Origin of the sequence: Amycolatopsis echigonensis (assembly GCF_002846615.1) — a bacterium.
Lineage (GTDB): Bacteria > Actinomycetota > Actinomycetes > Mycobacteriales > Pseudonocardiaceae > Amycolatopsis > Amycolatopsis echigonensis.
Genome location: NZ_PJMY01000003.1, coordinates 5,565,500 through 5,579,272, shown reverse-complemented (window position 1 = coordinate 5,579,272; position 13,773 = coordinate 5,565,500). Strand labels below are relative to the sequence as shown.

At 66.1% G+C, this 13,773-nt stretch carries 8 protein-coding genes and 1 pseudogene; 3 read left to right on the top strand and 6 right to left on the bottom strand.

Annotated features, from left to right (window positions below):
• Positions 1–1,323: 1,323 nt before the first annotated feature.
• The 3 genes from ATK30_RS31505 to ATK30_RS44820 all read left to right on the top strand — a co-directional run bounded on the left by ATK30_RS31505 (position 1,324) and on the right by ATK30_RS44820 (position 4,793).
• Positions 1,324–2,817, top strand: a complete 1,494-nt coding sequence (locus ATK30_RS31505; RefSeq protein WP_158242527.1) for an alpha-L-fucosidase — start codon at positions 1,324–1,326, stop codon at positions 2,815–2,817.
• A gap of 133 nt (positions 2,818–2,950) precedes the next feature.
• Positions 2,951–3,568, top strand: coding sequence for a cysteine hydrolase family protein (locus ATK30_RS31500; protein ID WP_101438562.1), 618 nt, complete (start codon positions 2,951–2,953; stop codon positions 3,566–3,568).
• Between the two features lie 1,000 nt (positions 3,569–4,568).
• The gene (locus ATK30_RS44820) at positions 4,569–4,793 is read left to right on the top strand and encodes a hypothetical protein (protein WP_134667128.1); all 225 of its coding nucleotides are present in this window, start codon (positions 4,569–4,571) and stop codon (positions 4,791–4,793) included.
• Between the two features lie 787 nt (positions 4,794–5,580).
• Here the strand turns inward: ATK30_RS44820 and ATK30_RS31490 are convergent.
• From ATK30_RS31490 to ATK30_RS31465, 6 genes and pseudogenes are all read right to left on the bottom strand, one after another.
• The gene (locus tag ATK30_RS31490) at positions 5,581–6,300 is read right to left on the bottom strand and encodes an MgtC/SapB family protein (RefSeq protein ID WP_101438560.1); all 720 of its coding nucleotides are present in this window, start codon (positions 6,298–6,300) and stop codon (positions 5,581–5,583) included.
• An 809-nt stretch (positions 6,301–7,109) separates the two neighbouring features.
• Positions 7,110–7,907: a hypothetical protein gene (locus ATK30_RS31485; protein ID WP_101438559.1), complete on the bottom strand. Its 798-nt coding sequence runs from the start codon at positions 7,905–7,907 to the stop codon at positions 7,110–7,112.
• A 210-nt stretch (positions 7,908–8,117) separates the two neighbouring features.
• Positions 8,118–8,489 (bottom strand): hypothetical protein, encoded by a 372-nt coding sequence (locus ATK30_RS31480; protein ID WP_101438558.1) that lies wholly within the window; start codon positions 8,487–8,489, stop codon positions 8,118–8,120.
• Between the two features lie 211 nt (positions 8,490–8,700).
• The gene (locus tag ATK30_RS31475) at positions 8,701–10,011 is read right to left on the bottom strand and encodes a D-arabinono-1,4-lactone oxidase (RefSeq protein WP_101441172.1); all 1,311 of its coding nucleotides are present in this window, start codon (positions 10,009–10,011) and stop codon (positions 8,701–8,703) included.
• Positions 10,012–11,118: 1,107 nt separating this feature from the next.
• Positions 11,119–12,552: pseudogene (locus tag ATK30_RS31470) on the bottom strand (M1 family metallopeptidase); the annotation flags it as partial.
• 102 nt (positions 12,553–12,654) lie between these two features.
• Entirely contained in the window at positions 12,655–13,638 is a 984-nt protein-coding gene (locus tag ATK30_RS31465; protein WP_240690811.1) for a hypothetical protein, read from the bottom strand.
• Positions 13,639–13,773: the final 135 nt, after the last annotated feature.

The window sequence follows — 13,773 nt, the reverse complement described above, 5'->3', positions numbered from 1 at the left end:
AACGCGTTCGGCGCGCCATCGAGCGGTCCGCCGAGCCAACGCCGTGGAGTTTGTCGCCGACACCCGCCGCGACGTGCAGGAACGCAAGTTCGCCGCAGCGACGGCCTTCACAGACCCGCGGGAACACCTCGATGTCCCCGCGGGTCTGTCCGTCCATGGGATCCGACTCGACCGATTCCTCCCCATAGCCCGCGCACAGCACTCTCGCGGCGACCTCCCCGGCCGATGAGAAAAAGCCTCGATTCGATCGGCATACGCTGGGAACTCGCGACGCAGAAGTCACGCGCCCGTGACGACAACGCTTCCCGCCGGCCCCGCGAGATACCCATTGGTGCGTCACGTGCCCCACCCTCCGGCCGAGCCGGTCTCGGGCTGAGTCCCGCAACCGAACTTCAGAACAGCCCCAACGCGGACAACAGGACGATCCACTTCCCACGCATCCAAATCACCCCTAACGTCACCTAGTCAGCACTTCATAACCCCACGGCGCGCGTAGATGCTCCGCAGCAGTCTCACGTCATGTTCGCAAGACGGAGGCGGAATCGGCAAGCATTCCCCAGGGTCGTTCATCCAGGTAATGAATTTCTTCATATCGCAGTAGTGGATCGTTCATGCCGAACTCGGGAAATCCGCTACTGACAACCGGTGCGGTTGCCACTCGTGATTAGGGCAGAATTCCGCATGGCGATCGACGCGCACCCGTCCGCGGTTGACTGCCTGGCGTGGCTCGCAGCCCGTCAGAGGCTCGCTAGTTCCAGCGCGTTTCTGTCGGGAGGTTCTTGACCTCCACCTCCGTCCTTGCCCTTGACGAGAGGATCTGGCGAATCGCTGCGATTGCACAACCACGCACCGCGCGCCGGTTCGACAACCGGGCAGTGAACATAAATTCTTCACCAATCGCCACTAGCACTGGACACGAAATCGATGTTCAGGCATCGTGCGGTTACACTGGTCATACTCCGCTGCGGACTCTCACCCCCTCCCCCACGGCCCACAGCGGAGTTCAAGTTCCCCGATGGCAAGCGGTCTGGGCCGGATTGCGCCGCCTAAGGGTCCCGCTCGGGCACGCATTGCACCAGAAAGCCCAGCGGGGGCGCTGGTTCGCTCGACCGCGGAGGTGCTGGGGGGGACCAGCACCGACTACTCAAGACTCGCATGCGAGTCGCAGGAATCGGGCGATTCTCACGAAGTCCGTATCCCGGGAATCGGAAATATTCATGATACTGTTTCGGAACTCTCGCGGAAGTTCCAGCTTCCCCGCGAAAGTTCCGACGCGTCCGGGATGCGAACGAAAGGCCGGGGATCACGATGACAGGTGACCCAGTGGAGCTGCCACTCGGCAGAGACAGCTCGCACACTGGGGAGCGGCCAGCGTACGAACCGACGCGGGAGTCGCTGGCCCGCCATCCGCTGCCCGAGTGGTGGGACGACGGCAAGTTCGGCATTTTCGTGCATTGGGGCGCGTATTCGGTGCCCGCGTTCGGTTCCACGTTGCTACCGGGCACGGACCGAATTCGCTCCCGGCTGCCGAAGACGCTCGGGGAGTACTGCGCGGGCGAGTGGTACGCGCGCCTGCAGCAGATCCCGGGCACCTCGGCCTGGCTGCACCACCTGCGCCGCTACGGCCCGGCCGCGCCCTACGACCATTTCATCGAGCAATTCGGCGCGGAACGATTCGACCCCGACGACTGGGTGAGCCTGTTCGACGACGCCGGCGCACGCTATTTCGTGCTGACCGCCAAACACCACGACGGGCTCGCCCTGTGGCCGACCGCCACCACGGGCCGCAATACGGCCGAGTTGGGGCCGCGACGCGACCTGGTCGGCGAACTGGTCGACGCGGCCCGCAACCACGGCGGCGTCAAACCGGGGCTGTACTACTCCGTGCCGGAATGGTTCAACCCCGCGCCCTACCGAGGCGGCAGGTCGAGCTGGGGCGAGAGCGCGCTGGTCAACCGGCTGATGTTCCCCCAACGGCCGCCGCGCAATGCCTACACGCGCCGTCGCGTCCCGTACACCGGCCAAGGAATGGTCTACGACTACGCCGAGAGCATCGTCCGTCCCCAGCTGCGCGAACTCGTCGACCGGTACCGCCCGTCGATGATCTGGTGCGACATCGGCGGCGACGAGAAGTACTTCCGCAGCAACGAAACCATCGCGTATTACTACAACCGGGCAGCCGCCGCGAATCCGGACGGCGTCCTGGTCAACGACCGATTCGGCGACGGCCGCACCCACCGCGACTACACCACCGTCGAGCAGGGCGCCGGCATGAACCAGCAGCCCACCGGCGAACGCTCCGAAGTGTGCCGCACGATGGCGGAATCCTGGGGCTACGACAGCCGCGAAACCGCGGACTCCCTGCGCGGCACCAGCGAACTGGTGCACCTGCTCGTCAATTCCGTCGCGGCCAACGCGAACCTGTTGCTCAACATCGGCCCACGCGCAGACGGCACCATCCCCGAACCGATGCGCGAGCGGCTGCGCGGCATCGGCGCGTGGCTGAAACTCAACGGCGAGGCAATCTACGGCACGAGACCGTGGACCCAGCCTACGACGGGAAAGCTTCGATGCACGGCAAGCAAGACCACCGGTGTGCTCTACCTGACCGCGCTGTCCTGGCCTGGCCGCGAACTCGTCGCCGACTTCGACGTCCCGACCAGCGAGCGGACGCGGATCACGCTGCTCGGCTCCGACGGACGGCCGCTGGCCTGGCACCGCGACGGCCCCCGCCTCGTCATCACCACCCCGGGCACCGACCCAGCCTGCGCCACCACCAGCCAGCACGCCTACGTCTTCCGCATCGACAACCAGTGAACGGATCCGCCGCAGGGACGGATTTCGTCGTGGTCCGCGTCGGCTCATGGCGTCCACCGCGGCTGGAATGGTTAGCTCGGCACGGCTTCGCCGCACACATTGACCTGTTCCCGACCAGAAGGGACCCTCCCCCATGCCCACTATCGACCCGACGCGCACCGCATTGATCGCGATCCACCTGCAGCACGACATCGTCGGCGCCGACGGTGCCTTCGCACCGTTCTTCCGCGCCGAAGTCGAGCGCACCGGCGTGCTCGACACATCCGCTCGGGTCTTGGCCGGAGCACGCCAAGCTGGCGCGAAGATCATCTACACCCGCGTCGCATTCAAGCCCGGACATCCTGACCTCGTCGCGAACTCACCCCTCCTGGGCATGGTCGCCGCGAACAACTGCCTCCTCGACGGAACGCCCGGCGCGGCACTCGTCGAATCGGCCGCCCCAGCAGACACCGACACGATCGTGACCCACACGCGGATCACTGGTTTCCACGCCAGCGCACTGGATGTGGTCCTGCGTGCCGGCGGAATCGACACCGTCGCGTTCGTCGGCGTGGCCACCAACATCTCGGTCGAAGGCACCGCACGAATCGCCTCGGAACTGGGCTACCGCACCATCGTGCTTTCCGATGCCTGCTCCGCCGGATCCGAAGCCGCGCACCAGGCGTCGCTGGAGTCGCTCAACCTCCTGGCCGAGGTCATCACCGCCGACGATTTGCTCTCCGCACTCACCGGCGAACGCGCGGCCGGATGAACAGCCGCATGGGTCTCGAGCCGACCGCGTTGGCGCGCCCGGGCAGGAGCCCGCCGCAGTGGCGATCGTCTGTTTGGCGGCCCCACCTGCCGTCAAGACGGTGCCCGCATCGAGCACGAGCCCGTTGATCCCAGGCCCGCCAGATCACCGGCGCCGTGATCGCCGAACCGGTGACCTCTCCGGAACCCGTTGCCCAGTGCGTGCTGTCAGCCGCCGCGGTGCTGAGCCATCGAATAGGAGGCGTTCTGGATCACTGTGTGCTGAGCCGTTAGAGTTACCCCGTCTCGCACGTACGTGATCGTCCAGGTGAATACATAGTCTCTCCGCCGCGATGGAACGTGACAAGTGCGTTTCGACCCGTGATCTCAACCGTGATCCGCCCCTCCAGAGCCCGCAGGATTGACGGCAAGCCGCGCTGATTCCCATTCTTTCCATTGGCGAACTTTCCGCCGCAGGCTTGGCTTCCCTGTCCGCCTTCAGTCGGACACCGGCTGCAATCGGCAATTATCTCCGCCTTTCGACGAATCCGCCAAGTCCCGGACTACCTCCCCCTCCGGCGGCGTAGTACCTTAACCGCCGATCGGAGGGGAGTAAACCTCGCATGGGGATCATGCCTAAAGGAAGCATCGCCAGCGAAGCGCCGACAGCTTAACCGGAAATGCCGCCGTGCGCGCCATAGAGCGAATTCTCTTCAGCCCAGAAGCCGATTTTTGACGTGCCGCATTGTAGGCGACGACGCCCGTTGAAATACACTGCCGGGAACGAGTGAATAATTCATGTCGGATTATATGTTTGCAGACTGAGCACCATTGATCCTCAACAATGGAGTGCCAACCCGGAAGGCAGCGCACTGTTCGACTTCTCGATCACCAAGATCAAGGTCCATCCGAAATGCGGTCCGACCGGCCGGCGAACGGCCAGCAGGCACGTCGTAGTCCTGGACCTGACGGACTGGACGCACAGTCCGCAGAATCCAGGCGACCTCAGCGGCATCAGCGCGTTGCTGAACTGGGGATCGTTCCAGACCAGCGGTACAGGCGACGTCGCCCACACCGTGGATGCCAGCAGCTGCGCGGAGATCACGGCCTTGCCGATCGCCCACGCGGCCAGCAGCAAGTACACCGGACAGGTCGAGAACGCGGCGGTCGACAAGAGCAGGCCGCTGTTGCTGCTGGCAGGCACCAGATCCACCAGCAGCTCCCTCGGCTGGATGTGGACCTACTAGCGGCCGTCGCCAGGACAAGTCGGCTGCGAAGCGAGAATCCGGCGCGGGCGGGAACCGAGCGCCGTCCGCGCGGGAAGATCGGCACCGCGGGTACTGCGCGTGCGGCTCGCGGTTTGCTCAAAACGGTGTTCCGCACGGTCAAGTCCAGTCCACTCCGGACTCGACCAACAGAAACTCGGCCCGCCACGGACCACCGTGCGTCTCCGCGAAGACCGTGTTGCGGGCGTTCGCCTGATCGGACCGCTTCGGTTGGCTCGCCCAGTACCCGAGGCTCCCGCCGCGCACGCTGGTGTCAGCGCGATCACGGTCTATCGCTGCCGGAACCGTCGCGCCAGCTGCCGTTGCTCGCTGGCTGCACGATGTTGCCAGCCGAACCGCAGGTGTCCTGTTGGACCGCACCTGCCGATTTGTCGGCGCGCTGGGTGGCTTTTTCCGCTGCTGCCGTTCGCGGTTTGCCGCACGCGCACGGCCGACGACCTCGTTCACGCTGGCCAGGAACTCGTTCGCGGAATTCCTCCACGCCCGTCGAACCCGCTGATCTCGACGCCCTTGCTGACGACCACGGTAGTCGGATAGGTTCGCACGCCATATTTGGCGGCAAGGCCGGGTGTTCGTCGGCGGCCTCGTGGACATGCGGCCAGGAACCGTTCGACGTGGCCGCGGCCCGAGAGGCGACCAGCGCCAGCCGGTTGCGGTAGCGCGCCAACGGGTCCAGGACCACCGGGGTGCGCTGCCTCGCCGAAGTCGGAGTCCGGCCCGACCACCGCACGGCGGGCCAGGAGAGACCTCACCCCTCGATCCGGCGGGCCCGTCCGGCCACCGCGCTGCGGACTCCGGGGATTTCCGACAACTCCGCGGTCAACTCGAACAGGTCGCCCCGTCCGTCGAGACGCAGCGCGACTGCAGTGGCCTTCCGTCCATCGTCGTGCACTGTCTCCGGCTCGACCACGATCTCCCGCACTGTCCAGCCCCGGCTGGTGCAGGCTGCGAGAGCGGCCCGCAGGACCCCTTGGCCGTCGTCGTAGCCCAGCTGCAGGATCGGCGGTTCGCGCCGATGTCTCGCGGCGAATATCGCGAGACGCGACAGCCCCCGGGTCGCCAGGAAGAACCCGGCGGTCCCTGCGGCGGCGAGCACAGGGAGCCCCGCTCCGCACGCCATTCCGATCGCCGCGGTGACCCAGACCGTCGCCGCCGTCGTCAGTCCCTGCACCGCGTTGCTGCGAATGAAGATCAAGCCGCCGCCGAGGAATCCCACGCCCGAAACGACCTGCGCGGCGACTCGCGACGGGTCAAGCGAGACGTGCGGGTTGGCCAGGAAGTCGTCGAAGCCGTACTTGGACACCAGCATGAACACCGCTGACCCGACTCCGACCAGCGCGTGCGTCCGCAGCCCCGCGGACTTCATGCTCAATTCCCGTTCCAGTCCGATCAAAGTGCTCAGCACGAGCGCGACCAGAACCGGGGCCAGCAGCGACCACTGCTGACCGGTAGACCACAACGGCCCCATGAACCCTCCCGCGGAAGCTGAGCGCGCGGTGCCGCATCAAGGCAGCACAATCGCATGACCGCATGAATTGACCAAGCTAATTTGGGGACGGCCGCCGCGCTACTGCAACCGGTCACATCATGGGAATGAATTGTTCAATTACGGCTTCGAAACGACATCGGCATATCCGCCGCCCTCACAGAACGCGGGTCTCGGCGTTGTCATCGAGCGGACAGCGGCCAAGGCGGTTTCAGGGTGAACCACGCCGTAATGCGTCGTCCGGCGATCCGGCGGCCGCTCCTCTGCTCGCGGGCGGCGAGCCGGAAACCTTGCTGATCGCCTGGTCCGTGCCGGGACCGCATGCTCCGGGGCCAACGACATTCGCGGAACCGACCACGATGCCGACGACCAAGGCCGCGCCCAGGCCGAGCAGCCACGACACCCATCGCAGGCTCCTCGGCGCAGATCGTTCCGGCACGAGCGCGGGTACCTGTGGCTCGGGTAGGTCGTGCCGCTGATCATGCGCGGCATGCCGAGGCGTACTGCTTCGCGGATTCCGCCGATCGTGCGGCGCAGGCCTGCGGTCAGCGTGGCCTGGCGAACCGTCCGATGGCTCCGATCGAGGGGAAGGGATGGACACGGAATGCTCCTCAAACGACGACGGCGCATGCTTTGCCAGCTTGAGTTCACAACATGTCAGGCATTCGCGCCGCATCGAGTCACTGATTCACGACCATCGAGGAAAAGCGATGGGAAACAGCATGATTTCATCACGAATCCGGGGCTGGAAGTGTCCGCTGCCGCTCTCACGCTCATGCTGCCGCGGGGGGCTACCCGGCGTTCGCCTCGGCCGCGCCCGGGTGGCATTCGACGTGCCCGAGGTTGACCTTCTGGTCCCCTGTGCCGACCGAAACCGCGTCGAACGAGACACCGCCGTCCGGCAGTTTCTGTACCACCTTCGTGCTCAGGGTCAGCCCCCTGCCGAAGTCGTACCCGCTCCCCTCGAACCGCTTCACATCGACCGACTGGTCGATCTTCGCGCCGAATGGCAGATCTGCCTCGAACCTGCCCTCCGCCAAAGACCCGCCTGCGGTCGCCCCGGCCGGACCGGCCTGACAGCTCTCATTGAGCCCCGTGACGTACAGAGTGGCCGTAACAACTGGGAGGTCGGAAATGACATCCAGCCGATCCATCAGCTTAGGGAAGTCGGAATTGACGACGTGTGCGTCGACCAGATTGACCACCTGGCGGAGAGTCAGCTTCAGGGTGACCTTGACGCCCGCACCGGAGATCTGCGCTGCCGACCTGCCCGCGGCTGGGTCCGCGGTCGTGGTCGCCTTGAGCTTTTCGAGACTGCCGTCCGCCAAGCCGAGCTTGAACTCGCTGGCGCCCAGCACCTCGCTCTCCGAGGCGGTGGCGTCGGAATCAGTCGCCGGCGCCACCGGCGACGCCGCCGACCCGACAGGCGCGTGGAGATGGACGGCGACCAGCCCGTCCAGCCCGGCGAGGTAAGCGTACGAGGTGGGACCTTGTTCGGCAGTGCTGGCCAGGCCGGCCGTTCCAAATATGCCCGCGAAGCCTACTGCCCCTGCCGTCGTGGACAACGCGACGATCCGTTTGATTCCCATCCGAAACCAGCCCTAACGTCGTTGTCGAAGCACGTTCACCCGCGGCACGAAGTCGACCCTCAGATTCAGAAGCAATTCTTTCGCCCGAGACTCTGAACTGTCAAGGACATGCTTCGGATTCACTCTTTAAGCAATGTAATTATTCCTGCTGACTACGGGAATAATTCACGTCTGCCGAAATGAGGCGGCGAAGTGGCTCCTGGCTGCGTTCTAAGAGGGTGCGTCGCTCGCCCTCGCCTCGACCGTCAACGGGTCGGTGCGCTCCTTGCCGCAGCTCGCGCTCATGGCGTAGGTACCAGGCTTGGCATCGGCGCTGATCGCGCCTTCGCCGCAGGCGACGTTCTTGATCGGACCACGGTACTCGGCGAGTTTGATCGCGCCAGTGACCGGTGAGACGACTGTCCCCCCGCCCGGCCCGCAGGAGAACGCGACCACGATAAAACGGTGCCCCGGCTCGACGGGGACGGGAAACACGGGCCTCGCGGTCGTGCTCGCCGACTGAGCCGATGCGGCCGGAGCGAGCCCGATCGCGCACGCGGCCACCCCTAGCGCCACGGTCCACTTAGTCCGCTTTGCCGCCATCGCAATCTCCTCGCGTTTCCCGAAGGGCCTAGCCACCTTCGTACCGGCAACGACGCGTCAACGCTCGAAACCGTTGGGTTCGGGTACCAGAAATGCCCCGAAAAGGGGGCTATTCTCAGGCAGGTGGGCCACCGAATGCCCGCTCAGGCGCGTCATTTCGCGCGGTCGCGGCAGCGCGGTCTTCCCGCCCTCGCTGTTCGAGCCGAACTGATCAGGCGCTGCCGAGGACCCGGTCGAGGTAGGTGTTGGCGAACGTCCCGGCCGGGTCGCATTCCTTGCGGATCCGCAGGAAATCGTCGAAGTGCGGATAGCGGGTGCGCAGCACGGACGCGTCGAGGTCGTGCATCTTGCCCCAGTGCGGCCGTCCGCCGACCTGGCCGACGACGTTCTCGAACGCGGAGAAGTACTCGCGATAGGGCATGCCGAGGAACTGGTGGATCGCGATGTACGCGGAATCGCGGCCGTTCGCGGTGGACAGCCAGATGTCGTCCGCCGCGGCCACGCGCACCTCGACCGGGAACGCCACCGGGTCTTTCAGCCGCGGCACCACTGTCCGCAGTTCGGCCAGCACATCAAGCACTGATTCGCGCGGGACCGCGTACTCCGACTCCACGAACCGCACGCCGCGATGGGTCACGAAAACGCGGTGCGAAAGATCGCTGTACTCCCGAGGCGACGACACCTGCGAGGCGAACGCGCCCAGCGGCCGCACCAGCTTCGGCACCGCACGGCCGAGCCGGCAGAGCCCGCCGAACGCGACGTTCTCGGTGAGCTCGTAGTCGACGAACTGCTTGAGGCGGGACAACGGTTTCCGCTCGGCGTCCACCGGCAGCCGGTTGTTGCGCTTCACCAATGCCTTGGCTCCGTAGGGAAACCAGTAGAACTCGAAGTGGTCGTTGTTCGCCGCGTTGTCGTCGAAACCCTCGAGAACCTGCTCCAGCGGCTCCGGACGTTCTTGCGCGGAGAGCACAAAGGACGGTTCGCATTGGAGGGTCACGGTGCTGATGACGCCCAGCGCGCCAAGGCCGACGCGGGCGGCGTGGAACAACTCCGGCCGCTCGTCGGCCGAGCAGCGGGCCACCGAACCGTCCGCGAGCACCAGTTCCAGCGCGACGATCTGCGTCGAGATTCCGCCGAACCGCGCACCGGTGCCGTGCGTGCCGGTGGAAATCGCGCCGGCGATCGTCTGTGCGTCGATGTCGCCGAGGTTCGTCATCGCGAGCCCGAGCGCGTCCAGCGCCGCGTTGAGAGTGCGGAGAGTGGTGCCGGAACGGACCGTGACCTGCTGCGTTTCGAGGTCGGCGCGTTCGATGCCGGTCCAGGCGGCGAGGTCGAGCGCGTCGGAATCGGCGGCGGCGATCGCGGTGAACGAATGCCCGCTGCCGAGCGCGCGGACGCGGTGCCCCGCCTCGGCGACCCCGGCCACGACCTCGGCGATCTCGGCCGCGCTGCGCGGCCGGTGCACCCGTTGCGGGGTGGCCTTGGCCGTTCCGGCCCAGTTGCTCCACTGGCGACGCTGAATCGGCAAGAATATCGCTCGGCCCCTTTGAGGGATACAATTATTCCCGTTGACTACGGGAATAATTCAGTTCACTCGGCTGAGCAGCACATAGATTCGAAGGCAGTTCGCGCACCGTGAATCGAATCCCGCTGGATTCACCCTCCGGACGAACTCGGGACTCAGGGAAAGCGGAATCCCCTCCGGTCGGCGGAGTCCCTGAACCGCCAACCGGAGGGGAAGAAGCCCCGCCATGGACTGCACTGGAAGGGAACAGCCCATCGCGAAGCACTGCCCGTCTAACCCGAAATACCTTCGCGCGCAGCATATCCGCGAACATTTTCAGCCAAAACCCCGACATTTCCAAGGTGTCGCATAATACCTCGCAGAACCCTTTTAATCCTGCCGCGCGGAAGGATGGTTGAGAAATTCATGCCGGGTTGCGGATTTCCGTCCCGAGCGCTCAGGCGGCACGAATTGTCCCGGAAAGGGGGACCGCGGGTTGGGTGCCGATGGTGAGCTGTCCGTCGGTGTGCGGGCCGATGGCGCTCTTGTCCGCGGTGACGGTCATCTGCAGGGTGCGGTGGTCGGCGCCCGCGGGGATCCGGGAAGGTTGAGCTGGATCGGGTCGAGCACGACGAGGATTCGGCCGTCGTCCTCGATCCGGGTGCGGAGATCGCGTCCCGGGCCGCCGGTGTCGGCGACGTGGGTCGCCAGGCCGGTGAACCGGAAGCCGGTGGGTGCGACGAATCGCTGTTCGGCCGTGGTGGACACGGGCATGCCCTTGGGGGCGGCGAACGACACGGTCAGGACGGTGTTCGCGCCGGCTCGCGCCTCCGGGACGAAGGTCTGCTCGGTGTGCAGTGCCGACTCCCCTGCCGGCGTCAGAGTGAAGGGGACCGGCGCGGACTGACGCTTCTGTCCGGCGGACGCGGCGGTCAGGGTGTGCTGCCCGGGTGCCAGGTTCACCGGCAGCGTCGTGCGCCAGGCACCGTCCTTCGACGCTCCCGTTTCAGCAACGGCGGCACCGTCAACGGTCACGCTCACCCGCTGGCCCGGCGCGGCGGTGCCGCTCACCGCGGCGCCGGGCCGCACCGACGCGCCCTTTGCCGGCGAAGCTACTACTGGCACTGGTTTGAGGTCGCCTGGATAGAGGTACTCCGGGGCCGGCTTGCCATTGCGGTAGATCCAGGCATCGAAAAAGCCCTGCAGATCCTTGTGCGACACCTCTTCGACGTAGCGCTGGAACTCCTGCATGTTCACGTTTCCGTCGCGATGCAGTGCGGGCCAAGTCTTGAGCACGCGGTCGAACGCCTCCTGCCCCACATACTTGCTCAGTGCGTGCAGCATGACCGGGCCCTTGAAGTACACGTCGGTGAATTCGTTGCCCGGGCCCATGTCGTAGAGCTTGCCCGCCCAGAACTTTTCACCGTTCGCGGCGATTTCGTCGAAGTACCTGGCGTCGAGGTCCACGCCGTCCTTCGCCTGCTCCCACTGCCAGGTCGCATACGACGCGAAGCATTCGTTGAGGCAGATGTCCTTCCACTTGTCGACGGCCACCGAGTCGCCGTACCACTGGTGCGCGTTCTCGTGCACGATCGTGCCGATGTCGCCCGCGCCGCCGGAGTAGATCGGACGGCTCATGGTCTCGAGCGAGTAGGGGATCTGCTCGTTCAGGTAGATGCCGCCCGCGGCGCTGGCCGGGTACTTCCCGAACTTCGACTCCAGGAAGTCGAGGATCTCCGGCAGCCTCGCGTCGGCCTGCTTGGTGGTGTCCGGGATACCCGGGGCGTACGCGCTGACGATCGGGGTGCCGTCCGCGCGCTGACGCTTGTTCAAGGTCCACTTGTCGATCGCGAGCGTGGTCATGTAGGGCGCGGCCGGAGTGTCCTCGGACCACACGTGCGTGGTGCCCCCAGCGGTCTTGAACGTTCCCGCCTCGCGGCCGTTGGAAATCGCCTTCCACTCGTCCGGAACCGTGACGGCCAACCGGAACCGGGCCTTGTCGCGGGGAGTCTCGTTGGCCGGGTACCAGGTCATGGCCGACTGCGGCTGGCCTGCCGCGAACGCTCCGCCGGACCTGGTGTGCTGCCAGCCGTTCGAGCCGTCCTCGCCGATAGCACCCGGTATCGCCTCCGGGACGCCGTGGTAGGCGATCTCGGCGCTGAAGCGCAGCCCGCGCGCGAGCGAGTTGCGCGGCGTGATCACGAGTTCGTGGTCGCCAGTGCGGCTGAACTGGGCGGGAAGGCCGTTGACCTTGACCGAGTCGACGGTGAGGCCGCGCAAGTCGAGGTTGAACGAACTGAGCGATTGGGTCGCCCGTGCGTTGACTGTCTGCAGGCCGGTGAGCTGGCGGCTGTCCGGCGCGTAGGCGACCTTGAGGTCGTAGTCGGACACGTCGTACCCGCCGTTGCCGTCCTGCGGGTAGTAGCTGTCCCCGGCCCCGTCCGCGCCCGGGGCCGGCCTGTCCTGGCCGGCCGAGGCGACGGTGGCGCCGAACGTCAATGCGGTGAGGGTGGCGGCGACGGTAACTGCCGGACGACGCCAGCGTTGCGGTGCTGTCATGACACTCCTGATCGTGGTGGAAACGTCGGTGCCCTGAGTCCGTGGGTCGTCTCGAGAGGACCGCGACGGCCCACGGTCAGGTCAACGTGCGGCGACGAGCGCCTAGGCCTGCGACTTCATCAGCTTCGGGTATTCCTTCTGGAACTTCTCGATCACCGTGGCGGACGGAACGATCTTGTTCGGGTTGTCCTGCTTGAGGGCTTGCTGCTCGCCCCACGTACCCGCGGCTTTGCGCTGGGCGGGAGTGCCGTGGCTGTGCTCGCAGTCGCCGATGGAAGCACTCAGGTAGGCGAACTCCTGCTGCGCGCGGGCATCCCACGCCGCGCCCTTCGCATGCGCGAGGAAATAGCCCGCGTAGGCGTCCGGACCCATTTCCCCGGACTCGTCGCTCGGCGAGTTGTCGTGCGCGAAATCGACGTGGTGCCCGTACTCGTGTCCCAAGATCCCTTCCACCGACACATCGCCGAAGCCGTCCTGGCCGACCAGGTCGAGCAGGCCGTCGCCCAGCAGGATGCGCTTGCCGCCCGCGCTGTCAGGCGGAGCCGCGAACGCGTTGCCCGAAAGCAATGGGTTCCGTCCGCCCTGCAAGGCCGGCACCTCGTGCACGACCTTGCTCGCCAGCGCGCCCGCCGCCGCGGCCCGCTCCGGGGCGAAGCCGCGCGCGAACGTCTCCTTCATTTTCTCCGGGCTGGCCGCGTCCGTGCCCTTATACGCCACCAGCTGAATGTTCCAGCTCTCGATGTCCCAGAACCCGCGCAGCTTGTCGATCGCGGCAGTGGCGCGGGGCGTGTACTGGCCGTCGGTGCCGAAGACCTGCGGGCTCTTGTCGTTCGCGACAACCGACGCGTACAGGTTGTTGAGGCTGTCGACCACGGACGCCGCTCGCCTTTCCACATCCGTGAGCGATGCTTGGAGCTTTTCGAACTCGGAAATCAGCGCCCCGGGGGTGCAACCCGGAATGGCGCCCGGCTCGCCTTCGGCTTTCCGGCCGGACCCGAAAATCGGCGACTCGATCAGCGGCTTGCTGTCGCGCAGCACGCTGGCGACTCCCGGCTCCTGCACGAGATCCTGGAATTCCCGCTCCAACTGTGCGATGTCCTTCTCTACCGAAGAAGGCTTCGCCGGATTCGGCGCGGCCGCTTCCGCCGGGACGGCCGTACCGGCCGCAGCCGCTACGAGAACACCGACTGCGACAAAGGTCCTGCTGAGAGTTCGGGGGCG